We start from the raw sequence: 24,101 nt of genomic DNA, 5'->3' as shown, positions 1-24,101 counted from the left end.
CACCGGCGATGAATGACGACCAGGGTGGCCTGTTCGCCGCCCCCGAGGCGCCGCCCGCCACGATCACCGCCGGTTTGCCGCGACCGACCGCCGGAGCGCCGCTCGCCGTTCGCATGCGTCCGGCGACACTCGAAGAGATTGTCGGGCAAGAGCATCTGCTCGAGTCGGGATCGCCGCTGCGTCGTCTGATAGACGGTTCGGGTGCGGCGTCGGTGTTGTTGTTCGGTCCTCCCGGAACGGGCAAGACGACGATGGCGGCGTTGATCTCCGCAGCCGCCGGTGGTCGTTTCGAGGCGCTCTCGGCGCTCTCCTCGGGCGTCAAAGAGGTACGGGCCGTGATCGACGCAGCCCGGCGTCGGCTCATCTCGGGAACGCAGACGGTGCTGTTCATCGACGAGGTCCATCGCTTCTCCAAAACCCAGCAGGATGCGCTCCTGGACGCGGTGGAGAACCGGATCGTGCTGCTGGTCGCGGCGACGACGGAGAACCCTTCGTTCTCGGTGGTCGCACCGCTGCTCTCGCGATCGCTGGTGCTGCAGTTGCGATCGCTCGGTGGGCCGGACATCCGGAAGCTGCTCCTCCGCGCTGCGGCCGACCCGCGCGGGCTAGCGGGCGCCGTCACCATCGACGACGACGCGCTCGATCACCTGGAGAAGATCTCGGCGGGCGACGCCCGGCGCGGACTGACCGCGCTCGAGGCCGCCGCCGACACCGCCTTGTCCGACGCGGACCGCGGCGGCGACGAGGCCGTGGCGGTCACCCTCGCCCATGTGGAGTCTGCGGTCGACCGTGCAGCGGTGCGGTACGACCGCGACGGTGATCAGCACTACGACGTCATCAGCGCGTTCATCAAATCCATTCGCGGATCGGATGTCGATGCGGCATTGCACTATCTGGCCCGCATGATCAGCGCGGGTGAAGATCCTCGGTTCATCGCGCGCAGGCTCGTCGTCCACGCGAGCGAGGACATCGGGATGGCCGACCCGACCGCGCTGCAGACCGCAGCCGCCGCGGCACAGGCAGTACAGCTCATCGGAATGCCCGAAGCGCGGCTTGCGTTGGCGCAGGCCACTATTCACCTCGCCACCGCGCCCAAGTCGGCAGGCGTGGTCGCTGCGATCGGGGCGGCGGTCGCCGATGTCGAGAACGGCAAGGCCGGAGCGGTACCCGCCCATCTGCGCGACGGTCACTACGCGGGCGCTGCGAAACTCGGCAACGCCGTCGGGTACCGGTACCCGCACGACGATCCCGGCGGAGTCGTGACCCAGCAATACCCCCCGGACGAACTCGTCGGCGTCGACTACTACGTCCCTACCGACCACGGCCACGAGCGCGAGATCGGCCCGCGCCTGGGCCGGTTGCGCAACATCGTCCGTGGCCGGCGATGACAGGCGATGACGAACTGGACGCGGTGATGCCAGTAGGGTGGATTCGGCTCGTTCGCGGGCCTGTAGCAACTGCAGTCGAAAACGTGAGGACCTCCAGTGCAGACGCATGAGATCAGGAAGCGGTTCCTGGATCACTTCATCAAGGCCGGGCACACCGAGGTACCCAGCGCGTCGTTGATCCTCGACGATCCGAACCTGCTGTTCGTCAACGCCGGAATGGTGCCCTTCAAACCGTATTTCCTGGGCGAGCAGACACCGCCGTACGACCGCGCGACGAGCATCCAGAAGTGCGTTCGCACCCTCGACATCGAGGAAGTGGGCATCACCACCCGCCACAACACCTTCTTTCAGATGGCGGGCAACTTCTCCTTCGGTGACTACTTCAAACGCGAGGCGATAACGTTCGCGTGGACCCTACTGACCAACCCGGTGTCCGAAGGTGGCTTCGGCATCGATCCGCTGCGGCTCTGGCCGACCGTCTATCTCGACGACGATGAGGCCGAAGCGATCTGGCGGGATGAGATCGGGGTGCCCGCCGAGCGGATCCAACGCCGTGGTCTCAAGGACAACTACTGGTCCATGGGTGTTCCCGGCCCATGTGGGCCCTGCTCGGAGATCTTCTACGACCGTGGCCCCGAGTACGGGGTGGACGGTGGACCCGAGGCAGACGAGGACCGCTTCATCGAGATCTGGAATCTCGTCTTCATGCAGAATCAGCGTGGACCCGGTGGTGGCAAAGAGGGCTACGAGATCCTCGGACCGCTCCCCAAGAAGAACATCGACACCGGGCTCGGCATCGAACGCGTCGCCTGCATCCTGCAAGGCGTCGACAACGTCTACGAGACCGATCTGCTGGCCCCGGTCATAGCGGTCGCCGAGCGCCTGACCGGGCGGACCTACACCGCGGGCAATGCCGCGGATGCGATCCGGTTCCGGGTCATCGCGGATCACTCGCGGACCGCGGTGATGCTCATCGCCGACGGCATCACCCCCGGCAACGACGGACGAGGCTACGTGCTGCGCCGCTTGTTGCGGCGCATCGTCCGGTCCGCCCGGCTCCTCGGTGCGAGCACTGCGACGATGGGCGAGTTCATCGAGGCCGTCATCGCGACCATGGCGACGTCGTATCCCGACCTGCCGGAACAACGTTCACGCATCGTCTCCATCGCAGTCGGGGAAGAGGACGCATTCCTCAAGACCCTGTCGGCCGGTTCGAAGTTGTTCGACGACGCCGCGGCCGCCACGAAGGCGTCCGGCGCAACCCGGATCAGCGGCGGCGACGCGTTCGCTCTGCATGACACCTACGGTTTCCCCATCGACCTCACGCTCGAGATGGCGGCAGAGGCCGGATTGGCGGTGGACCGCGAGGGCTTCACCGAGCTGATGGCCGAGCAGCGCAACCGAGCCAAAGCCGATGCCACAGCGAGAAAGTCGGGTCATGCCGACCTGAGCGTCTACCGCGAGTTCCTCGACCGCGGCCCCACGCTGTTCACCGGATTCGATGAACTCGCCACCGAGGCAAGGGTGTTGGGGCTCGTGACCGACGGCGGCAGGGTGCGCAGCGCGTCGAAGGGGCAAACGGTCGAGGTGATCCTCGACCGAAGTCCCCTCTACGCCGAGTCGGGCGGGCAGATCGCCGACATCGGCACGATCACCACATCGGGCGGTCTGCGGGTCACCGTCAAAGACGTTCAGAAGCTCGGCAAGTCGGTCTGGCTGCACAAGGCCGTCGTCGACGAAGGTGAGATCGCCGAGGGCGACGACGTACTGGCACAGGTCGACAACGCCTGGCGCCACGGCGCGACACAGGGCCACTCGGGCACCCACCTGGTCGGCGCCGCACTCCGCCAGGTTCTCGGTCCCTCGGCCACCCAGGCCGGATCACTCAACCGGCCCGGATATCTGCGGTTCGACTTCAGTGCATCGGGACCTGTCACCGAGTCCCAGCGCAGCGAGATCGAAGAGATCACCAATTCGGCGGTGGAGGCCAACTATCCGGTCAACACCTTCGAGACCGGCCTGACCGAGGCCAAGGCGATGGGCGCGATGGCGCTGTTCGGCGAAAACTACGGAGACGTGGTGCGGGTGGTCGAGATGGGCGGTCCCTTCTCGATGGAACTGTGTGGCGGCACGCACGTCTCGACCTCGGCACAGGTCGGCCCGGTCACCTTGCTCGGCGAATCGTCGGTGGGGTCGGGAGTGCGCCGGATCGAGGCTTACGTGGGACTCGATTCCTACCGCTATCTCGCCAGGGAACGTTCGCTGCTGGCCGGATTGGCCTCGTCGCTGAAGGTTCCGAGCGACCAGGTCCCGGCCCGGGTCGAGAACCTCGTGACCAAGCTCAAGGAAGCCGAGAAACAGATCGAGAAAATGCGGGCCGACGCCGCCCGCGCCTCAGTCGGATCGCTGATCGAACAAGCGCACCGGGTTGGCGACGTTTTGGTGGTCTCCGGGTCGCTCGACGGGCTGGACGCGGGCGACTTGCGCACCCTGGCGGCGGACCTTCGCGGGCGGGTGGCGTCGGATGTCGCTGTGGTGGCGCTGTTCTCGGTCTCCGGGGACAAGGTGCCGTTCGCGATCGCGACGACCGAATCCGCCCGCAGCGGCGGCATCAAAGCCGGTGACCTGGTGCGTGAACTCGCTCCACTGGTGTCCGGCCGGGGTGGCGGCAAACCAGACCTGGCGCAGGGCTCGGGGTCCGACGCATCCGGAATCGGGCCGGCGTTGTCGCGGTTGCGCGAACTGGTCGGCGAGATTCGATGACCCTGACGCCGCGCGGTCGGCGGCTGGCCATCGATGTCGGGAGTGTCCGCATCGGGGTCGCGTCATGCGATCCCGACGGCATCCTCGCCACTCCGGTCGAGACGGTCGCCCGGACACCGAAGGCCGACGGTGACCTGCGTCGTATCGCCGCGATCGTGGACGAATACGAGGCCGTCGAGGTGATCGTCGGTCTACCCAAGACCTTGCGTGACGAGCACGGTCACGCAGCCACGCTGGCCACGGAATTCGGCACGGCGCTCGGCGAGCGGATCTCGCCGGTACCGGTGCTCTACAGCGATGAACGACTCAGCACGATCACGGCTCAACAGGCGCTGCGCTCGTCGGGGGTACGCGCGAAGGCGCAGAAGGGTGTGGTCGATCAGGCTGCCGCGGTCGCGATCCTGCAAGGATGGTTGGATCTACAGACACATCGCCGCGATCTGGAGTCGGGCCGTCAGGAAGGTCTCGGGTGAACGACGACAGATCCGAGGGACGTCCAGACGATCCCGGTCACGGCAACCGCCAGGAACAGCAGGAGCGGGCCGCTCATCGCCGGCGACGTTCCGACGGTCATCCCGATCCCGAGCGGCTGAGGTACTTCACGCACGGCGATGGCGCGCCTCGCTCCGGTGGTCGCCACGGTCCCCGCGCCATCCCGCCGCAAGATCCGGGTGCCCCCCGCCGGAGCCCGCCGCGCCGCCAGGGCGATCCACCGGCGGCCGGCTCGCCGTGGTCTCCTCCCGGTGCCGACGAGGGGCGACGCCCGTCGCCCCCGGCGACTCCACCACCTCCTTCCGCGGCGCCCGCACCACCCGCCCAGGGCCGCGGCCCGGTCGATTCCGGGCCCGTTCAGCCACCGGCAACCCCCCACGAATCTCGGCTGGAGCATCGCCTTCGGCCCCCGCACGCCTACGACCCTGCACCGTCGCACGACGCTCCAGGGCTGTTCTCCGATCCCGGTCGCAACGAGTACGACCGTAGGCAGGCCGGCGCCCGTGAGCGGAGTTCGCAGGCGGGGGCCCCTGTCGGCGCGACCGGACGCGACGCAGGTCCGTTGCCGGCCCGCGACCGCTCGCCGAAACGCAGCGCCGCTGCAGAACGCAGACGCAGGCGGCGCCGAGTCGTCATCTCTATCGCCGTCGTGTTCATGGTGGTGCTGATCGGAGGCATCGGTTATGCGGGACTGCGCGTGGTCGGGTTCTTCGGAGCCGACGACAAAGACTTCACCAATACCGCGGGTACGGCCGATGTCATCGTGCAGATCCCGCAGGACGCAACCCTGACGAAGTTCGGTGAGATCCTCACCGAGAACGACGTGGTCGCCAGCGTCAACGCCTTCACCACCGCGGCGGGCGGCGAGCCGATCTCGGCGGGCTTCTACAAGCTGCGGACCGAGATCCCCGCCAGCACCGCGGTGGCCATGATGACCAACACCGAGAACCGGGTCGGCAGGGTCGTCATCCCCGAGGGGTTGCAGCTCGACACCAAAGAGGGAATCGACGGAAAGACGACTCCGGGCATCTTTGCGCGGGTCGCCGAGGCGACCACCGTCGACCTCAACGGTGAGGAAAGCGGCGTCACCGTCGAAGAGCTCGCCCAAGCCGCCGCCACAGCGACACCGCAGGAGCTGGGCGTGCCATCCTGGGCAACGGATGCGGTCACAGCCCTGACCGGTGACCACCGCCGGATCGAAGGTTTGATCGCGCCAACGTCCTGGGAGGCCATCGACCCGTCCCAGACGCCGGTGCAGATGCTCAACTACCTCATCTCTCGGAGCGCATCGCTGTTCGCACAGTGGGGGTTGCCGGAATCGGGCACCTCCACCAGCAACCTGACGCCGTACCAGACACTGGTGACCGCCTCGGTCGTCGAACGTGAGGTGAACCGGGCGGAGGATTACCCGAAGGTTGCCCGGGTGATCGTCAACCGGCTCGGTGTCGACCAGGCGCTGCAGATGGACTCGACGGTGAACTACACATCCGCCATCCAGAACATCGACGTCGCGGGCGACGATTTCACCGCGGCGACCAAGTGGAACACGTACCAGCAGAAGGGGCTGCCTCCGACACCGATCGGCGCGGTGGGCCAGCCCGCCCTGGAAGCCTCGCTCGATCCTCCGGCGGGTAACTGGCTGTACTTCGTCTCCGTCGACCAGCAGGGGACCACACTGTTCACCGAGGACTTCGAGCAACACAAACGCAACCGTCAGCAGGCGTGCGACAACGGTGTGCTGAAGACCAACTGTGGATGAATGACGTTCGGGATGAGTGACGTTCGGGATGGGTGACGTGGGGATCAGCGACGTGACAGGCCCACGCGCGGCAGCGATCTTGGGCGCACCGGTATCGCATTCGCGTTCACCCGCTTTGCACCTTGCGGCCTACGAGGCGCTCGGCCTCACCGGCTGGACGTACGAGCGAATGGAGTGCACGGCCGAACAGCTGCCCGCACTCGTATCGGGTCTCGATGAGCGATATGTGGGTCTGTCGGTCACGATGCCGGGCAAGCGCGCGGCCCTGGCGTTCGCAGATCATCGCACCGAGCGGGCGGTGGCCGTCGGTTCGGCGAACACGTTGGTACGTCGCGCGGACGGCTGGCACGCGGACTGCACCGACGTCGACGGTGCCTCGGCCGGCCTGGCCGAGCTCGGGATCACCGACGGAGCCGGTTCCCGCGCCGTCCTGGTGGGGGCGGGTGGCACTGCCGCGCCGGTGGTGGCCGCCCTGGCCGCGGCGGGGTTTCGGGAGTTGAGCGTGGTCGCGCGCAGCGCTGAACGCGCGAGCGAGGTGCTCACGGTCGCCGACACGTACGGCGTCGCCGCCGAGGTACTCACGTTCGAGCCGAATTCGACACTGCGCCGGCGCTCACGTGCCTGCGCGGTCCTGGTCAACACGGTGCCGGCCGCAGCCGCAGCTCCCTTGGTCCCGGCGCTGTCGTCCGCGCCGCGCCTGTTCGACGTGATCTATGACCCGTGGCCGACACCATTGGCGGCAGCTGTCGAGTCCGCCGGTGGCATGGTGGTCGGTGGCCTGGTGATGCTGCTGAATCAGGCGTTCGGGCAGGTCGAGCAGTTCACCGGGATGCCCGCACCGCGCGTGGCGATGGCTGCGGCGCTCGTCTGATCGCAGAGTCTTCCACAGATCTCACCTCTATCCCCAGAGCGGTGCTCCATCGGAGCGTTCCGGCCCGGCGATGGTCGATGGTGGACTGATGCAGCTGGTGTTCCCGATTCTCGCGATCTGGCTGATCGCCCTCTCGGTCTCGGACATAAGGGAGCGCAGACTCCCCAACACACTGACCCTGCCCGCGCTGTTCGGGGCTGTTGTCGGGGCCGCCACCCATCCCGCCGCAACACCGGGTCTGCTGCTGGCCGCCTCGGCGTACGGCGTGGCTCACGCGCTGGGTGGTTGCGGGGGTGGCGATCTCAAACTCGTGCCGACACTGGGCGCGATGTCCGGCTCGTTGGTGGCCGGAGCTGTCCTGATCCTGCTCGCCCAGCTGCTCACCCTTGCGGCTGCGGCCGGGTCTCGCCGGAACCCACAGGCACACGGTCCGCCGTTGTGCGCCGCTGCGGCGCTGTCGTGTGGCATCTGGTGAGTGTTGCGGTATCTGATGACGGCGCACCAGCCGAGGCGTGGAACAATTGAGAACTGTGTTGCGCTGGAGTACTGCCGGAGAATCCCATGGTCCCGCTCTGGTCGCTGTCCTGGAAGGGATGGTGGCCGGTGTCGAGGTGACCTCGTCACAGATCGCCGACCAATTGGCTCGTCGCCGATTGGGCTATGGCCGCGGGGCGAGGATGAAGTTCGAGGCCGATCAGGTGACCGTCGTGGGCGGAGTACGCCACGGTCTCACCATGGGTGGCCCGGTGGCCATCGAGGTCGGTAACACCGAGTGGCCGAAGTGGGAAACGGTGATGTCCGCAGACCCTGTTCCGCAGGACGAGCTCGACGGTATCGCGCGTAACGCTCCGCTCACGCGGCCCCGTCCGGGCCATGCCGACTACTCCGGAATGCTCAAATACGGCTTCGACGACGCCCGACCGGTCCTGGAACGGGCCAGTGCCCGCGAGACCGCCGCGCGGGTCGCAGTGGGTACCGTCGCCAGGAATTTCCTACGTCAGGTCCTCGGGATCGACGTGCTCTCGCATGTGATCTCCATCGGCGATTCCGCCCCCTACGTCGGTGCCGCACCCACCTACCTGGATCTCGAACAGATCGACGCGAGCCCGGTGCGGGCCTACTCGACCGACGCGGAAGCCGCGATGATCGCCGAGATCGAGGCCGCCAAGAGGGACGGGGACACACTCGGTGGCGTCGTCGAGGTCGTGGCGACGGGTGTACCCGTCGGACTCGGATCCCACGTCAGCGGAGACCGTAGGCTCGATTCCCGGTTGGCGGGTGCGCTGATGGGCATCCAGGCCATCAAAGGGGTCGAGGTGGGTGACGGCTTCGAGACCGCTCGCCGTCGCGGCAGCGCCGCCCATGACGAGATGGTCCCCGGTCCCGACGGTGCGGTTCGGTCCACCAACCGTGCCGGCGGGCTCGAAGGCGGGATGACCAACGGCGAGTTCATCCGTGTACGCGCCGCGATGAAACCGATCTCGACGGTCCCACGCGCACTGTCGACGATGGACATGACCACCGGCGAGCAGGCCACCGCGATCCATCAGCGTTCGGACGTATGCGCGGTTCCGGCTGCCGGCGTCGTCGCCGAATCGATGGTCGCGCTGGTGCTGGCGCAGGCGGCCCTGGAGAAGTTCGGTGGCGATTCCGCGATCGAGACCGGCGACAATGTCGCCGGTTATCTCAAACGCGTGGCCGCGCGGCTGCCGCAACCGTGACGGCCCCACTCGGGCCACGCGCCGTACTCGTCGGGTTCATGGGATCCGGCAAGACCACCGTTGGACAGCAACTCGCGCGGGCCCTCAAAGTCGCGTGGATCGACAGCGACGGCGAGATCGAACGCCGCGCGGGTCGCACGATCCCACAGATCTTCACGGCGGACGGAGAGTCGGCGTTCCGCGACCTCGAAGAGCAGGTCGTCGCTGATCTGCTGGCCGAACACACCGGTGTGCTCTCGCTCGGCGGCGGGGCGGTGCTGAGCACCAGGACACGCGAACGCCTGGTGGGCCATTCAGTGATCTATCTGAAAGTGTCTGCCGAACAGGGTTTTTCGCGGGCGTCCAACTCGGACAGGCCACTGCTGCGGGCTGAGGATCCAGCTGCTGTGTACCGCGATCTGCTGGCCGAGCGCGACCCCATCTACCACACGGTCGCGACGATCGTCGTCGACGCCCATCCGCACCAGCGGCGCGTGGCGGACGACATCATCGCCGCGCTCAGCACTCAGGAGGCGACACAGTGACAGACAACAGCGCACCGATCCGGGTATCGGTCAACAGTGAGAGTCCGTACGACGTCATCATCGGGCGGGGCTTGCTCACAGAACTGGTCGAGGCGGTCGCGGGCGCAGACTCGGTCGCGATCCTGTACCAGCCGACGCTGGCCGAGACCGCCGAAGTGATCCGCAAGACGTTGGACGAGAACAACTTCAACGCACACAGGGTCGAGATCCCCGACGCGGAATCCGGCAAGGAACTCTCCGTGGCGGCATTCTGCTGGGAGGTCTTCGGGCGGATCGGGATGAAACGCAACGACGTCGTGATCAGTCTCGGCGGGGGAGCGGCCACCGACCTCACCGGCTTCGTGGCCGCGACCTGGATGCGCGGCATCCCGGTGGTGCATGTGCCGACGACACTGCTGGCGATGGTCGACGCAGCGGTAGGCGGTAAGACGGGGATCAACACCGAAGCAGGCAAGAACCTCGTCGGCTCGTTCCATGAACCGCGCGCCGTCCTCATCGACATCGCGACCCTGGAAACAGTGCCGCGCAACGAGATCATCGCCGGGATGGCCGAGGTCATCAAGACCGGCTTCATCGCCGACCCCGTCATCCTGGACCTGATCGAGGCCGACCCCGAAGCCGCACTCGACCCCACCGGTCCGGTGTTGCCCGAACTGATCGAACGGTCTGTCCGGGTCAAGGCAGGTGTCGTCGCCGCCGATCTGCGGGAGTCGTCGCTGCGCGAGATCCTCAACTACGGGCACACCCTCGGCCACGCCATCGAACGCCGCGAGAAGTACCGCTGGCGTCACGGCGCGGCCGTCGCAGTGGGTCTGGTGTACGCCGCCGAGCTCGGCCGGCTCGCAGGTCGGCTCGACGACGAGACCGCCGATCGTCACAAGGCGATCCTGGAGAGTGTCGGGCTGCCGGTCGGCTACGACCCCGACGCGTTCGGTGATCTGCTGAAGGGCATGGCGGGCGACAAGAAGAACCGGTCGGGAATGTTGCGATTCGTCATCCTCGACGGGCTGGGTACACCGGGTCGTCTCGAAGCCCCTGATCCAGCACTCCTCGTCGCCGCGTACTCGGCGGTGGCCAAAGAACAACCGTCGGGCGGCGCGATCCTGCTCTGATGCGCGGACGCCCGTCACCCACCCGAATTCGCGAGGCCCACCCGAAACTTCGGGTGGGCCTCGCGAATTCGAGTGGGTCGGTCGGCTATTTGGTCAGCCCGACCGGCTGTGTCTGCTGGTACGAGAAGTCGTCGTCTGCCTCTGCATCGCGGGCCGCCTGATTCTTGCGGTGCTGGCGCCGGGTCAGGAACCTGCCGAGTGCGGCCCCGACCAGAGCGGGGACGAAGATCAGCAACGTGGTGAACGAACCGCCTGCGAAGATCTCGATCGCGAGCGAGTTCTGACCGAGGCCCGCCATCACCCAGTTGCCGAGGATCCAGCAGACGATGGCGCTGATGAGACCGGCGAGGAGGCCGGCCTTGAGCCAGACCATGGTGAGGTCGCGGTAGTCGTCGGGGTCCTCGTGCTCGCGGCCGTCGATGAGTCCGTCGACACCGCCCCAGATGAGGGCAACCAGCACGACCGCCGCGATGGCAACCGTCTTCCACATCGTCGATTCCAGTGGCCAGGCCACGATGGCCAGACCCAACAGGACCCGGGCACCGATGTGCACCGCCGACATGACCAACCCACGCAACAACCACGCAACCATGCGAGCAGACTACCGATGCCCGGTCACTTTGTGTGGCAGGGCCCACAAATGGACTCTGTGTCCGGCGGTATTGCGCTGTCCTGCGAGAGAACGCCGAGGTCGATTCCACCCGAACAGCGCACGTTCGGGTACGCCGCAAACTGCCCCGGCCTGCCCACTCCACTAGCCTTGACACATGAGTGCCACCTCACAGACCTCGCAACAGTCGGCCGGAGTCGCTCGCGTGGCGCCCGACCCCGGTCCGACCGCGCAGAGCGCACGACGAGATCTGCTGCGCGCCCAGCTCGATGCCGCGGGAGTCGACGCGGTACTGATCACCGATCTGATCAACCTGCGGTATCTGAGCGGGTTCACCGGATCGAACGGCGCTCTTGTGGTCACCGCGGCCGGTGGCGACAGGATCAGCACCGACGGCCGCTACCTCACGCAGGTGTCGGAGCAGGCGCCGGATCTGAGCGCGATCATCGCCCGTGATTGCCCGAAGGCTCTGATCGAGGACCTGTCCGGCTCCGGGGCCAGGATCGGCTTCGAGAAGCACATCGTGACGGTGGCGACCCACCAGCGCCTGATCCCGCTCCTCACCGGTGGGGAGACCCTTGTCGGGGTGGCGCCTCTCGTCGAGGAGCTCCGGATCGTCAAAGACGAGTACGAGGTCGAACAGATCCGGACCGCGTGTCAGGCGGCCGACCTCGCTTTGGCCGACATCATCGCCGACGGATTGCTCGTCCCAGGACGGACCGAGCGGCAGGTGGCACGGGCGCTGGAGTGGGCAATGTTCGAACGGGGCGCCGAAGCGATCTCGTTCGAGACGATCGTCGCCACCGGGGCGAACTCGGCCATCCCGCATCACCGTCCGACGGACGCCGAACTCAGCTCCGGCGACTTGCTGAAAATCGACTTCGGGGCGGTCGTCGAGGGCTACCACTCGGACATGACCCGCACGTACGTGCTCGAGACGGTGCAGCCGTGGCAACGCGATATCTACGAGGTGGTCGCGGCGGCGCAGCTGGCGGGACGCGAAGCCCTCGAACCGGGCGTCGAAGCGGTCGGGGTCGATGCCGCAGCACGTTCGATCATCGACGAGGCAGGGTTCGGCGAGTACTACGTCCACGGCCTGGGCCACGGCGTCGGCCTGCAGATCCATGAAGCGCCGTCAATCGGGGCTCTCAGCACGGGTACACTGCCATGCGGTGCAGCTGTAACCGTCGAGCCCGGCGTCTACCTGCCGGGTAGGGGCGGTGTCAGGATCGAGGACACCCTCGTGGTCCGTGACGGCGAACCCGAACTGCTCACCACCACCGACAAGACATTCACCGTCATCTGATCGCGCGCCCCGGCGCGAGCAGCAGATGGGCGCAGCAACAACATGCCCGGGGCGGGTGAGAGGAAGAACAGAGAAGTGGCAAACACCTCGGATTTCAAAAACGGCCTAGTGCTCAACATGGAGGGCAACCTCTGGCAGATCCTTGAGTTCCAGCATGTGAAGCCCGGCAAGGGGCCGGCCTTCGTCCGGACCAAGCTGAAGAACATCCTGTCGGGCAAGACCGTCGACAAGACCTTCAACGCGGGTGTCAAGGTCGAGACCGCAACGGTCGACCGGCGCGACATGACGTACCTGTACAACGACGGCACCGACTACGTCTTCATGGACGGCGAGACGTTCGAGCAGCTCAACGTCAGCCCGGAAATCGTCGGGGACAGCGCGAACTTCATGCTCGAGAACATCAAGGTCCAGGTCGCGACCCACGAAGGCGTGCCGCTCTACGTCGAGTTGCCCGTCACGGTGGAGTTGGTGGTCTCGCAGACCGATCCCGGAGTCCAGGGCGACCGCTCGACCGGCGGCACCAAGCCTGCGACCCTGGAGACCGGTGCGGAGATCGCCGTTCCGCTCTTCATCAACACCGGTGACAAGCTCAAGGTCGACTCCCGCGACGGCGGCTACCTCGGCCGCGTCAACTCCTGACGCTGGTGAAGAAACCAGGTACCCGCCACAAGGCACGCAAGCGTGCCGTGGATCTGTTGTTCGAGGCCGAGGTCAAGAACTGCTCGCCCGTCGACCTGATCGTCCAGCGCCGCGAACTCGCGGTCGACGACGACACCGTCGGCAAGATCAATGACTACACCGCCCAGATCGTCGAGGGCATCGCCGGCGACACCGCGGGCGTGGATGCGGTCATCTCCTCGCACCTCAAGGAGTGGACGCTCCCGCGGCTACCCGCGGTCGACCGGGCGATCCTCCGGCTGGCGACGTGGGAGCTGTTCAACACCGTCGACGTACCGACCATGGTTGTCGTCGACGAGGCAGTGGAGTTGGCAAAGGAGTTGTCCACCGACGACTCGCCGGCATTCATCAACGGAGTCCTCGGCCGGATCGTGCTGCTCGCGCCGCAGGTTCGCGCTGCGCTCACCGCCGAACAGTCGAGCGGGTCGACCACGGACCATCGATCGCAGGGGTCGTAACCACGCCTGATAACGTATGGCGAAGAAATTGTGATGGCGCCCGATACATCTACGGATGGGTGGCCATGACAATGGCCGACATCCTTTAACGATCCGTCCAGAGAGGCGGAGAAGGAGGTCCCGATCACCGTGCCAACACCCGAGGGCGACGGCACCGACACGGGTCGCGAATTACTCGACGACGCCGATGTCGGGCGGACCATTGCGCGGATAGCGCATCAGATCATCGAGAAGACCGCACTGGACAATGCCGATGCGCCTCGTGTGGTCATCATCGGGATTCCCACCCGCGGAATCTTCCTCGCCCGCAGACTCGCCGAGAACATCGCCGAGTTCGCCGGGGTCGACGTACCTGTCGGTTACCTCGACATCACGTTGTACCGCGACGACCTGCGTGCGAAACCACACCGCGCCCTCGAGCCCACGGTGGTGCCGGCAGGAGGTGTGGACGGTGCGCTGGTGGTGCTCGTCGACGACGTCCTGTACTCCGGGCGCACTGTTCGCGCGGCTCTGGACGCCCTGCGTGATCTCGGCAGGCCGGCAGCGGTGCAACTCGCGGTACTGGTCGATCGGGGCCATCGTGAGCTGCCGTTGCGCGCCGATTACGTGGGCAAGAACATCCCGACCTCGCGGAGCGAGGACGTGCAGGTCCATCTTCGCGAACACGACGGTGCCGACCGCGTGGTGTTGCGGGCGGGGGAGAGCTGATGCGACACCTGCTGTCCGTGGACGACCTGAACATCGATACCGCCACCGAACTCCTCGACGAGGCCCAGCGATTCGAGCAGGCGCTGGTCGGGCGTGAGGTTCGTAAGCTCCCGACCCTCCGGGGCCGCACGATCATGACGGTGTTCTACGAGAACTCAACGCGCACAAGGGTTTCCTTTGAGGTCGCCGGCAAGTGGATGAGTGCTGACGTGATCAATGTCAGCGCGTCCAGCTCGTCGACGAGCAAGGGGGAGTCGCTGCGCGACACCGCGAAAACCCTGCGGGCTGCAGGAGCCGATGCCCTGATCGTCCGGCACCCGGCGTCCGGCGCCGCACACCAGATCGCCGAGTGGACGTGGGAGGACGGTACCGGGCCATCGGTCATCAACGCCGGCGACGGCACCCACGAACATCCGACCCAGGCCCTGCTCGACGCCCTGACCCTCCGTCAGCGCCTCGGGTCGCTCGCCGGCCGCCGGATCGCCATCGTGGGAGACGTCCTGCACTCGCGTGTCGCCCGCTCGAATGCGCACCTGCTCACCACACTGGGCGCGCAGGTGGTGCTCGTCGCGCCACCCACGCTGTTGCCTGTCGGCGTCGAGACGTGGCCTGTCGAGATCTCTCACAGTCTCGACGCCGAACTCGCCGCGGTTGACGCAGTGATGCTGCTGCGGGTGCAGGCCGAACGCATGAACGGCGGATTCTTTCCGTCGGCTCGCGAGTACTCGATCCGGTACGGCTTGTCCGATCGGCGGTCGGCTCTGCTGGCCGACCATGCGGTGGTGCTTCACCCTGGTCCCATGCTGCGCGGCATGGAAATCGGTTTCTCGGTCGCGGATTCGTCGAAAGCGACTGTGCTGCAACAGGTATCCAACGGAGTGCATATGCGGATGGCGGTGTTGTTCACCTTGCTGGTCGGAACCGAGAGTGAGGGTCCGGCGTGAGCGGTGAACTCCTGATCAGAAATGTCCGGCCGTACGCGGGCGAACTCGTGGACATCGTGGTCCGGGACGGTGAGATTGCCGAGATAGGCCGGGAGCTCACGGCAGCCCCCGGGATCGAGGTGCTCGATGGGGCCGGCGCGATCGTGTTGCCGGGCTTCGTCGACATGCACACCCACCTGCGCGAACCCGGACGCGAGGACACCGAGACCATCGAAACCGGTTCGGCCGCCGCGGCTCTGGGCGGGTACACGGCGGTGTTCGCGATGGCGAACACCGATCCCGTCGCCGACACCGCGGTGATCACCGACTACGTGTGGCGCCGCGGACAGGAAGTCGGTCTCGTCGATGTGCACCCCGTCGGTGCGGTGACCGTCGGACTGGCCGGAAAACAACTGGCCGAGATGGGCGCGATGGCCGCCGGCGCGGGCAAGGTGCGCGTGTTCAGCGATGACGGCAAATGTGTCGACGACCCGCTGCTCATGCGCCGCGCGCTCGAGTACGCCAAAGGCCTCGACGTGCTGATCGCCCAGCACGCCGAAGAGCCCCGACTGACCGTCGGTGCCATCGCACACGAGGGTTCGGTCGCCTCTCGGCTCGGTCTCGCAGGCTGGCCGCGGGCGGCAGAGGAGTCGATCGTCGCGCGCGATGCGCTGCTCGCCCGGGATGCCGGTGCCCGCGTACACATCTGTCACGCCTCGACCGAGGGCACGGTCGAGCTGCTCGAGTGGGCGCACGGACACGGGATCGCGATCACAGCAGAGGTGACTCCCCACCACCTGCTGCTCGACGACACCCGGCTGAACACCTACGACCCGGTGAACAAGGTCAATCCGCCGCTGCGTGAGGACCGCGATCGGCAGGCCCTTCGTCGCGCACTGGCCGCCGGCATCGTCGACTGCGTCGCCACCGATCATGCTCCCCACGCCGCACAGGAAAAGTGCTGCGAGTTCGCCAACGCCCGCCCCGGCATGCTCGGGCTGCAGACAGCGCTCTCGATCGTGGTGGAGACGATGGTGCGACCGGGACTGATCGATTGGCGCGGCGTCGCCAGAGTGATGAGCGAACGCCCGGCCCAGATCACCGGGCTGCCCGATCAGGGACGGCCGATCGCGGTGGGTGAACCCGCCAACCTCGCCCTGATCGATCCGGACACCGAGTGGACAGTCGAGTCCAGCGCCCTGGCGAGCCTGTCCGAGAACTCGCCGTTCGACGGGCTGACGCTGCCCGCGGTCGTGGTGGCCACGGTCTTGCGCGGTGAGGTGACCAACAACGGCGGAAAGGTCCGGTCGCCGCGATGACGGGCGTGGTGGTCGTGCTGATCGTGGTGGCGGCGTGGGGCGGCATCGTCGGGTTGATGCTGCTCGGCTGGCGCGGTCGGGGTAGGCGACAGGAACAGTTGCTCGGCGCCTTTCCCGAGGTCCCGGCGACACTCGGAGCCCGTCGTCTGGGTCCGCACTCCGGCCTCTACGTCGGCTCGACGATCGCGCCGAGCTGGCAGGACCGCGTTGCGGTCGGCGACTACGGCGACCGGGCCATCGCAGAGATCAGCCGATTCGACGCCGGAGTCCTGATCGAGCGCTCCGGCGCAAATCCGATCTGGATCCCCGACGACCAGATCACGGCGATCCGCACCGAACGCGGCCTGGCAGGCAAGGTCATGACGGCCGACGGCGTCCTCGTGATCCGCTGGCTGCTCCCGTCGGGAACCGAGATCGACTCGGGTGTGCGCGCCGACGACAAAAGCATCTACCCAGATTGGGTGAAACCTCTAGAGCAGGACGGAAAGAAATCGTGACATCAGGTAATCCGGGAAATCAGGCCGTCTTGGTCCTGGAGAACGGCGAGCGCTACCTCGGCACCAGCTTTGGAGCCCGGGGCGAGACCTTGGGAGAAGCCGTCTTCTGTACGGCGATGACCGGGTATCAGGAGACGCTGACGGATCCGAGTTATCACCGCCAGATAGTGGTCGCGACCGCTCCGCAGATCGGTAACACGGGCTGGAACAAGGAAGACGGCGAGAGCCGTGCAGGCGCGGATGACTCGGGAAAGATCTGGGTCCGCGGCTACGCGGTCCGTAACCCGACCCGGCGGGTGTCGAGTTGGCGTGCCACCGGCTCGCTCGAAGATGAGTTGATCGAACAGGGGATCGTCGGGATCGCGGGTATCGACACCCGCACCGTCGTTCGAACCCTGCGTGATCACGGGTCCATGCGGGCGGGCATTTTTTCCGGTGATGCGCTGGCCGGCGCCGACGAGTTGCTGAGCCGCGTCGTCGGAGCGCCGCAGATGGCAGGTGCGGATCTGGCCGGTGAGGTCTCGACCCCTGACGGATACGTGGTCGAGCCCGACGGCGAGGTGCGGTTCACCGTGGCCGCGATCGACCTCGGGATCAAGACGAACACGCCGAGAATGTTCGCCCAGCGTGGGTTCCGGGTGCACGTGTTGCCGGCCGGCACCGCATTCGACGCGATCGCCGATCTGAAGCCCGACGGCGTCTTCCTGTCGAACGGGCCCGGCGACCCGGCGACCGCGAACCAGGTCGTCGACTTCACCCGTGAGGTCCTCGGCGCCGACATCCCGCTCTTCGGCATCTGCTTCGGCAACCAGATCCTCGGCCGCGCGCTCGGCCGCGACACCTTCAAGATGAAGTTCGGTCACCGCGGTATCAACATTCCCGTGATCGAGCACTCCACCGGTGCTGTCTCCATCACCGCGCAGAACCACGGGTTCGCGCTCGAAGGAGAAGCCGGGGAGGAGTTCGCCTCGGACTTCGGAACTGCGCGCGTGAGCCACATCTGCGCCAACGACGGCGTCGTCGAGGGCGTCGAATTGGTCAGCGGTAGAGCGTTCTCCGTGCAGTACCACCCGGAGGCCGCGGCCGGTCCGCACGATGCGGCCTACCTGTTCGACAAGTTCACCACTCTGCTGCAAGGAGCACGTGCCTGATGCCCCGCCGTACCGACCTCTCGCATGTTCTGGTCATCGGCTCCGGTCCGATCGTCATCGGTCAGGCCTGCGAGTTCGATTATTCCGGAACCCAGGCGTGCCGAGTGCTCCGCGCCGAGGGCCTACGTGTGAGCCTGGTGAACTCCAACCCGGCCACGATCATGACCGACCCGGAGTTCGCCGACGCCACCTACATCGAACCGATCACCGCCGCCTACGTGGAGAAGGTGATCATCGCCGAACGCGACGCCGGGCATCCGATCGACGCGGTGCTGGCCACCCTCGGCGGACAGACTGCGCTGAACTGCGCGGTCGCGCTCCATGAAGAGGGCATTCTCGAGCGGTACGACATCGAGCTCATCGGTGCCGACTTCGAGGCGATCCAGCGTGGCGAGGACCGTCAGAAGTTCAAGGACATCGTGGCCAAGGTCGGTGGTCAGAGCGCCAAGTCGGCCGTCTGTTACACGATGGAGCAGGTCCACGAGACCGTGGCCGAACTCGGCTATCCCGTCGTCGTCCGGCCATCGTTCACCATGGGCGGACTCGGATCCGGCATGGCTTATGACGCAAACGATCTGGACCGGATCGCCGGTGGGGGCCTCGCGGCCTCGCCGACCGCCAACGTGCTCATCGAGGAGTCGATCCTCGGCTGGAAAGAATACGAACTCGAGTTGATGCGCGACAACCGCGACAACGTCGTGGTGGTCTGCTCGATCGAGAACGTCGACCCGGTCGGAGTGCACACCGGTGACTCGGTGACCGTGGCGCCGGCGATGACGCTGACCGATCGTGAATATCAAGACATGCGAGACCTCTCCATCGCAATCCTGCGTGAGGTCGGCGTCGACACCGGTGGCTGCAACATTCAGTTCGCGATGGATCCCGCCGATGGCCGCCTCGTCGTCATCGAGATGAACCCCCGGGTGTCTCGCTCGTCGGCACTGGCATCGAAGGCGACGGGTTTCCCGATCGCCAAGATCGCGGCCAAGCTCGCGGTCGGCTACAGCCTCGACGAGATCGTCAACGACATCACCGGGGAGACGCCGGCCTGCTTCGAGCCGACGCTCGATTACGTGGTCGTCAAGGCCCCACGCTTCGCTTTCGAGAAGTTCCCCGGTGCCGACGACACCCTCACCACCACCATGAAGTCGGTGGGCGAGGCGATGTCTCTGGGCCGCTCGTTCGCGGAAGCGCTCGGCAAGGTGATGCGGTCGCTGGAGACCAAGGCTGCGGGCTTCTGGACCGAACCCGTCGATCCCGATGCTGTCCCGGAGCTGCTGCCCGAACTCCTCGAGCGGCTCCGGACGCCGAAGGACGGCAGACTCTACGGGATCATGCAGGCGTTCGCCCTCGGTGCGACCGTCGAGCAACTTTTCGACTCCACCAAGGTCGATCCGTGGTTCCTCGCCGAGATCGAGGGCATCCACGAATTGGGCAACCGCATCAGGTCCTCGGACACCATCGACGAGGTCTTGCTCCGTGAGGCCAAGAGCTCCGGTATCTCCGATCGCCAGATCGCGGCCCTGCGAGAGGATCTCGCCGACGAGGCAGCCGTGCGCAGTCTGCGACACGCCCTTGGTGTGCGTCCGGTGTACAAGACGGTCGACACCTGTGCGGCGGAGTTCGAAGCCGCGACGCCGTACCACTACTCGACCTACGAGCTCGACCCCGCGGCCGAGACCGAGGTCGCGCCGCAACGCGATCGTCCCAAGGTCCTGATCCTGGGGTCGGGCCCGAACCGTATCGGTCAGGGCATCGAGTTCGACTACTCGTGCGTGCACGCCGCGACGACGTTGTCAGAGGTGGGCTACGAGACCGTCATGGTCAACTGCAACCCCGAGACGGTGTCCACCGACTACGACACCGCCGACCGTCTGTACTTCGAGCCCCTGACGTTCGAAGACGTCCTCGAGGTGTTCCACTCCGAATCGGCGTCGGGCACCGTGGCCGGAGTCATCGTCCAGCTGGGAGGCCAGACACCACTCGGCCTCGCGCATCGATTGCAGGCGGCGGGCGTCCCGATCGTCGGCACCAGCCCGGAGGCCATCGACCTCGCCGAGGATCGCGGCGAGTTCGGCAAGGTCCTGGCCACCGCGGGTCTGCCTGCCGCCAAGTACGGCATGGCAACAACCTTCGAGCAGGCCAAGACGATCGCAAGCGACATCGGGTACCCGGTACTCGTGCGTCCGTCCTACGTTCTCGGCGGCCGCGGGATGGAGATCGTCTACGACGAACCGTCGCTCGAGGGTTACATCTCCCGGGCGACCGAAATCACCCTGCAGCACCCGGTCCTCGTCGACCGCTTCCTCGAAGATGCCATCGAGATCGACGTCGACGCCCTCTACGACGGCACGGACTGCTACATCGGTGGGGTGATGGAGCACATCGAAGAGGCGGGTATCCACTCCGGCGACTCCGCGTGCGCCTTGCCGCCGATCACGCTCGGGCGCTCCGACCTCGAGAACGTGCGTCGGTCCACCGAGGCTCTCGCGAAGGGGATCGGCGTTCGCGGTCTGCTCAACGTCCAGTACGCCCTCAAGGACGACATCCTTTATGTCCTCGAGGCCAATCCACGGGCCAGCCGGACAGTGCCTTTCGTGTCCAAGGCGACGGCGGTGCCACTGGCCAAAGCATGCGCCCGGGTGATGCTCGGGGCGACGATCGCCGAGTTGCGCGCCGACGGGATCCTGCCCACGGAGGGGGACGGCTCCGCACTGTCGCCGTCGTCGCCGATCGCGGTCAAGGAAGCGGTGCTGCCGTTCAACCGCTTCCGAAAGGCCGACGGCAGCGGCGTGGATTCGCTGCTGAGCCCCGAGATGAAGTCGACCGGCGAGGTGATGGGAATCGATGCTGACTTCGGTCGCGCATTCGCCAAGTCGCAGACGGCCGCCTACGGTTCGCTGCCGACCACGGGGAAGATCTTCGTGTCGGTCGCCAACAAGGACAAGCGTGCCCTGCTGTTCCCGGTCAAACGGCTCGCGGACCTCGGATTCGAGATCCTCGCCACCGAGGGGACAGCGGATGTGCTGCGGCGCAACGGTATAGACGCCACCCAGGTGTTCAAGCACTCCGACACCGAGCTGCCTGAGGGTGAGGTGACGATCGTCGAACGGATTCGCTCGGGTGAGGTCGCCATGGTCATCAACACGCCTTACGGCAATTCAGGTCCTCGCGTCGACGGTTACGAGATCCGTAGCGCAGCGGTGTCGGTGAACATCCCCTGCATCACGACCGTGCAGGGTGCAAGTGCGGCGATTCAGGGTATCGAAGCCGCCATCAACGGGGCCATGGGTGTGCAATCGTTGCAGTCACGACATCTGTCGATGCTGGGTGGCTAGATGAGTGTGGATCTGAGTGTGGCGCGGACATTCCGGTCTCGCTACCGCGAGGTGGTGGCAGACCGCGGCCGGTTGTGCGCTGGAATCGATCCACATCCCGAACTGCTGGAGCAATGGGGGCTTCCCGTCAGCGGGGCCGGCGTCCACGCGTTCGGTGAGATCTGCGTCGAGGCGCTCGGTCCGGTCGCCTCGGTGATCAAACCCCAGGTTGCGTTCTTTGAAGCCTTTGGATCAGCCGGATTCGCGGCTCTCGAAACAGTGATCGCCGGCTGCCGCGCCGAGGGCGCGCTCGTGATCGCCGACGCGAAACGTGGTGACATCGGCTCGACGATGGCAGCGTACGGACGTGCCTGGCTCGACCCCGCGTCACCGCTGTCCTCGGACGCGGTCACCGCGTCGCCCTACCTCGGATTCGGCTCGCTGGAACCAGCGATCGACCTGGCGCGCAAGGCGGGACGGTGCGTCTTTGCGCTGGCTCGCACCTCGAATCCCGAAGGCGCGCCGGTGCAACTCGCCCATCGCGACGGCGTGAGCGTGGCCCAGCGGATCATCGATGCCGCTGCGTCGGCGAACACCGACGGCTCGTCGACGCTGGGTGTGGTCGTCGGGGCAACCCGGGAGCACGGACTGGATCTGGGCGGGCTGAACGGCCCTGTCCTGGCGCCAGGCCTGGGGGCCCAGGGGGCGAGCGCCGACGATCTGCGCGGTGTGTTCGCCGGTTCCGATCTGTCGTGGTTGCTTCCCGCGAGTTCACGCGCGGTCTTGCGGGCCGGGCCCGACCCACAACAGTTGCGGATCGCGTATCAGCAGGCCCGCGACGAGGTCGAGACCTCGTTGGGGCGCTCGATCAGCTGAGAGCCGCAACCGGCAACGCGTCGAGGAATCCGTCGATGCGCGGCCAGGTGTCGCGGACCGCGTCGGGTCCCGCTATCAGGCCCAGGTGACTCGTCTCGACTGTCGTGAAATGCACCTGCGGTGACGAGCCGAACAGTTCCACTCCGTGATGGGCCGCCCGCCATGGCACGATCGCGTCGCGGTGACTCCCGAACAGCTGGATCGGGACGGCGATCGACGTCAGGTCGATGCTCCGGTCTCCCAGCGTCACCACCCCGCGAGCGAGCTCGTCGTGATAGATCAGCCGCTCCCACATCTGCTCGACCAGGCGCCCCGGATAGCCGGGGAATGTCCGCTGGAACCGGTTCACGATTTCCATTCGGGCCAGGGTCTCTGTCTCACCGAGGTTGTTGAGGATGAACCACGGCTTCTTCAGTTCGCGCTCCCAGGCGGTCGCCCGGTAGGCGAGCTGGACCAGCGGCGCCGGGATCCCGCCGAGCGCCCTGAGTATTGCCGTGATGGCCCGGCCTCCGGTGGGAGCGGTCACGGTGCGAACGACGGGGTAGGGCGGCACCAGCGCGTAGTTGAGTGGGGTCCCGGCCGCGGTGATCGATCGCACCGGCAACTCGGGATGCGCCGCCAGGCTCAGAAAGCTGACGGTTCCGCCCAGGCTCCAGGTGATCACGTCGACCTCGGTACCCGCGGGACCGTCGAAATCGGTGAGCACCCGGTCGATCGCCTGCGGGATGATGTCGTCGATGAAGTCCTCGAAACCGATGTTCCGGTCTGCCCGTGTCATCTCGCCGTAGTCGACGACGTACGGGATTCGACCCGTCTCGAGGAGGTGGCCCACCAGTGAGTGTGCCGGTCCGAGGTCGTAGCACGTCGCGGGAGCGGCCAGCGGCGGCACGAGCAACACCGGACCACGGCCGCTACCGCGGGCGCGCAGGAGGTCGCTCAGGTCACCGTAGCGGCGGAGCTCACGATGTGGCTCGGAGTGCAGAATGACGTGGTCGGTCCGGAATTCCGGGCGGATCCCGTCGCCCACGGTCAAGGCGCGCAGGTTACCCAGCTGCGCTCGCAACCGATCGATTAGGGGGCGCGTGTCGCTGTCGATCCCTGGATCGGCTGCCTCGTCCGCCTCGATCGTCGTGCCCGTCATCAACCCCGCCCTCGTTGTGGAATGTCTGCGTCGCCATCTAACACCAATCACATTCGTCACCGGTGTGCTGACCCGCCGGCCGCATCAGACGGAGCCGACGACGCCTCCGCGCAGGTCACAAGCGGCGCCGACACGCGCGTGCGACCAAAAATCTCAGAAAAATCCCGCCGCGGAACTCCCGTCACAGGCGTATCGACGATGTGACCTGCGTCATGTCTGTGCACCTTTACCGCCAGCCCTCCGAAACACTGTGTAACGCAACATGTTCGAAAGTATCGAAGCATCAAAACCTTGAAATTCCGGATCTGCACATCCGACTTCACGCCAGCTAGTTCGAAAGGCTTACAACACCGGTTTTCGTGGGGGAATGCCGGGGTGGGGGTCGCAAATCCCTGCTCACGTGGGTACGGTCGCATTCGCTGCCCCCACACAGGGCGGCCGCCCCGGCACCACCGGTGACGGGGCAAAGAACACACAGACGAATCGG

At 66.5% G+C, this 24,101-nt stretch carries 21 protein-coding genes; 19 read left to right on the top strand and 2 right to left on the bottom strand.

Annotation, left to right across the window (positions count from 1 at the left end; translation table 11 throughout):
- Positions 1–8: 8 nt before the first annotated feature.
- The 9 genes from J3S28_RS06795 to aroB all read left to right on the top strand — a co-directional run bounded on the left by J3S28_RS06795 (position 9) and on the right by aroB (position 10,630).
- Positions 9–1,388 carry a replication-associated recombination protein A gene (locus J3S28_RS06795; RefSeq protein WP_207839067.1) on the top strand — a complete coding sequence of 460 codons (1,380 nt, stop codon included), beginning with the start codon at positions 9–11 and terminating at the stop codon, positions 1,386–1,388.
- A 96-nt stretch (positions 1,389–1,484) separates the two neighbouring features.
- Entirely contained in the window at positions 1,485–4,151 is a 2,667-nt protein-coding gene (gene alaS, locus J3S28_RS06790; protein WP_207839065.1) for an alanine--tRNA ligase, read from the top strand.
- Positions 4,148–4,624, top strand: coding sequence for a Holliday junction resolvase RuvX (gene ruvX, locus J3S28_RS06785; protein ID WP_207839063.1), 477 nt, complete (start codon positions 4,148–4,150; stop codon positions 4,622–4,624). Before alaS ends, ruvX begins: the two co-directional genes overlap by 4 nt.
- Positions 4,621–6,402 carry an endolytic transglycosylase MltG gene (mltG, locus tag J3S28_RS06780; protein ID WP_307796909.1) on the top strand — a complete coding sequence of 594 codons (1,782 nt, stop codon included), beginning with the start codon at positions 4,621–4,623 and terminating at the stop codon, positions 6,400–6,402. The genes ruvX and mltG overlap by 4 nt, the downstream gene beginning before the upstream one ends.
- Positions 6,403–6,454: 52 nt before the next feature.
- The gene (locus J3S28_RS06775) at positions 6,455–7,273 is read left to right on the top strand and encodes a shikimate dehydrogenase (protein WP_307796907.1); all 819 of its coding nucleotides are present in this window, start codon (positions 6,455–6,457) and stop codon (positions 7,271–7,273) included.
- An 88-nt stretch (positions 7,274–7,361) separates the two neighbouring features.
- Positions 7,362–7,748 carry an A24 family peptidase gene (locus tag J3S28_RS06770; protein ID WP_207839055.1) on the top strand — a complete coding sequence of 129 codons (387 nt, stop codon included), beginning with the start codon at positions 7,362–7,364 and terminating at the stop codon, positions 7,746–7,748.
- A 37-nt stretch (positions 7,749–7,785) separates the two neighbouring features.
- Complete coding sequence (gene aroC / locus J3S28_RS06765; protein ID WP_207839053.1) at positions 7,786–8,994, top strand: chorismate synthase; 1,209 nt, start codon at positions 7,786–7,788, stop codon at positions 8,992–8,994.
- Between the two features lie 38 nt (positions 8,995–9,032).
- Complete coding sequence (locus J3S28_RS06760) at positions 9,033–9,518, top strand: shikimate kinase (RefSeq protein WP_207839540.1); 486 nt, start codon at positions 9,033–9,035, stop codon at positions 9,516–9,518.
- Positions 9,515–10,630, top strand: a complete 1,116-nt coding sequence (gene aroB, locus J3S28_RS06755) for a 3-dehydroquinate synthase (RefSeq protein ID WP_207839051.1) — start codon at positions 9,515–9,517, stop codon at positions 10,628–10,630. Before J3S28_RS06760 ends, aroB begins: the two co-directional genes overlap by 4 nt.
- A gap of 85 nt (positions 10,631–10,715) precedes the next feature.
- On the opposite strand, the gene J3S28_RS06750 is transcribed toward aroB, so the two are convergent.
- Positions 10,716–11,222, bottom strand: a complete 507-nt coding sequence (locus J3S28_RS06750) for a B-4DMT family transporter (RefSeq protein WP_207839049.1) — start codon at positions 11,220–11,222, stop codon at positions 10,716–10,718.
- A 175-nt stretch (positions 11,223–11,397) separates the two neighbouring features.
- On the opposite strand from J3S28_RS06750, the gene J3S28_RS06745 reads away from it, so the two are divergent.
- From J3S28_RS06745 to pyrF, 10 genes are all read left to right on the top strand, one after another.
- Complete coding sequence (locus tag J3S28_RS06745; protein WP_207839047.1) at positions 11,398–12,546, top strand: M24 family metallopeptidase; 1,149 nt, start codon at positions 11,398–11,400, stop codon at positions 12,544–12,546.
- A gap of 75 nt (positions 12,547–12,621) precedes the next feature.
- Positions 12,622–13,185, top strand: a complete 564-nt coding sequence (gene efp / locus J3S28_RS06740) for an elongation factor P (RefSeq protein ID WP_084836945.1) — start codon at positions 12,622–12,624, stop codon at positions 13,183–13,185.
- A 5-nt stretch (positions 13,186–13,190) separates the two neighbouring features.
- Positions 13,191–13,682, top strand: a complete 492-nt coding sequence (gene nusB, locus J3S28_RS06735) for a transcription antitermination factor NusB (RefSeq protein ID WP_207839045.1) — start codon at positions 13,191–13,193, stop codon at positions 13,680–13,682.
- Positions 13,683–13,811: 129 nt separating this feature from the next.
- A complete protein-coding gene (gene pyrR / locus J3S28_RS06730) occupies positions 13,812–14,390 on the top strand; it encodes a bifunctional pyr operon transcriptional regulator/uracil phosphoribosyltransferase PyrR (protein ID WP_207839043.1) in 579 nt (192 codons plus the stop codon).
- Positions 14,390–15,334 (top strand): aspartate carbamoyltransferase catalytic subunit, encoded by a 945-nt coding sequence (locus J3S28_RS06725; protein ID WP_207839041.1) that lies wholly within the window; start codon positions 14,390–14,392, stop codon positions 15,332–15,334. The genes pyrR and J3S28_RS06725 overlap by 1 nt, the downstream gene beginning before the upstream one ends.
- Positions 15,331–16,632 carry a dihydroorotase gene (locus J3S28_RS06720; protein ID WP_207839039.1) on the top strand — a complete coding sequence of 434 codons (1,302 nt, stop codon included), beginning with the start codon at positions 15,331–15,333 and terminating at the stop codon, positions 16,630–16,632. The genes J3S28_RS06725 and J3S28_RS06720 overlap by 4 nt, the downstream gene beginning before the upstream one ends.
- Positions 16,629–17,129: a PH-like domain-containing protein gene (locus J3S28_RS06715; RefSeq protein WP_207839037.1), complete on the top strand. Its 501-nt coding sequence runs from the start codon at positions 16,629–16,631 to the stop codon at positions 17,127–17,129. Before J3S28_RS06720 ends, J3S28_RS06715 begins: the two co-directional genes overlap by 4 nt.
- Positions 17,126–18,280, top strand: coding sequence for a glutamine-hydrolyzing carbamoyl-phosphate synthase small subunit (carA, locus tag J3S28_RS06710; RefSeq protein WP_307796903.1), 1,155 nt, complete (start codon positions 17,126–17,128; stop codon positions 18,278–18,280). Before J3S28_RS06715 ends, carA begins: the two co-directional genes overlap by 4 nt.
- Positions 18,280–21,618 carry a carbamoyl-phosphate synthase large subunit gene (gene carB, locus J3S28_RS06705; protein ID WP_207839035.1) on the top strand — a complete coding sequence of 1,113 codons (3,339 nt, stop codon included), beginning with the start codon at positions 18,280–18,282 and terminating at the stop codon, positions 21,616–21,618. The genes carA and carB overlap by 1 nt, the downstream gene beginning before the upstream one ends.
- Positions 21,619–22,473 carry an orotidine-5'-phosphate decarboxylase gene (gene pyrF, locus J3S28_RS06700; RefSeq protein ID WP_207839033.1) on the top strand — a complete coding sequence of 285 codons (855 nt, stop codon included), beginning with the start codon at positions 21,619–21,621 and terminating at the stop codon, positions 22,471–22,473. It abuts the gene before it with no gap.
- On the opposite strand, the gene J3S28_RS06695 is transcribed toward pyrF, so the two are convergent.
- On the bottom strand, positions 22,466–23,614 hold the full coding sequence (locus J3S28_RS06695) for a polyhydroxyalkanoate synthase family protein (RefSeq protein WP_237341135.1): 1,149 nt from the start codon (positions 23,612–23,614) through the stop codon (positions 22,466–22,468). The genes pyrF and J3S28_RS06695 overlap by 8 nt on opposite strands.
- Positions 23,615–24,101: the final 487 nt, after the last annotated feature.

The sequence above is a fragment of the Williamsia soli genome (assembly GCF_017377795.1).
Taxonomy (GTDB): Bacteria; Actinomycetota; Actinomycetes; order Mycobacteriales; family Mycobacteriaceae; genus Williamsia; species Williamsia soli.
Note: the sequence above shows the minus strand (reverse complement) of the source record. Positions and strands in the feature narration are given on the sequence as shown.

Bases quoted from the DNA above. Each gene is read 5' to 3' on its own strand.
- carB (WP_207839035.1), top strand. From the start codon at position 18,280: ATGCCCCGCCGTACCGACCTCTCGCATGTTCTGGTCATCGGCTCCGGT.
- J3S28_RS06745 (WP_207839047.1), top strand. From the start codon at position 11,398: ATGAGTGCCACCTCACAGACCTCGCAACAGTCGGCCGGAGTCGCTCGC.
- J3S28_RS06725 (WP_207839041.1), top strand. From the start codon at position 14,390: ATGCGACACCTGCTGTCCGTGGACGACCTGAACATCGATACCGCCACC.
- J3S28_RS06760 (WP_207839540.1), top strand. From the start codon at position 9,033: ATGGGATCCGGCAAGACCACCGTTGGACAGCAACTCGCGCGGGCCCTC.
- J3S28_RS06715 (WP_207839037.1), top strand. From the start codon at position 16,629: ATGACGGGCGTGGTGGTCGTGCTGATCGTGGTGGCGGCGTGGGGCGGC.
- pyrF (WP_207839033.1), top strand. From the start codon at position 21,619: ATGAGTGTGGATCTGAGTGTGGCGCGGACATTCCGGTCTCGCTACCGC.
- J3S28_RS06770 (WP_207839055.1), top strand. From the start codon at position 7,362: ATGCAGCTGGTGTTCCCGATTCTCGCGATCTGGCTGATCGCCCTCTCG.
- J3S28_RS06750 (WP_207839049.1), bottom strand. From the start codon at position 11,222: ATGGTTGCGTGGTTGTTGCGTGGGTTGGTCATGTCGGCGGTGCACATC.
- ruvX (WP_207839063.1), top strand. From the start codon at position 4,148: ATGACCCTGACGCCGCGCGGTCGGCGGCTGGCCATCGATGTCGGGAGT.
- J3S28_RS06695 (WP_237341135.1), bottom strand. From the start codon at position 23,614: ATGACGGGCACGACGATCGAGGCGGACGAGGCAGCCGATCCAGGGATC.
- J3S28_RS06795 (WP_207839067.1), top strand. From the start codon at position 9: ATGAATGACGACCAGGGTGGCCTGTTCGCCGCCCCCGAGGCGCCGCCC.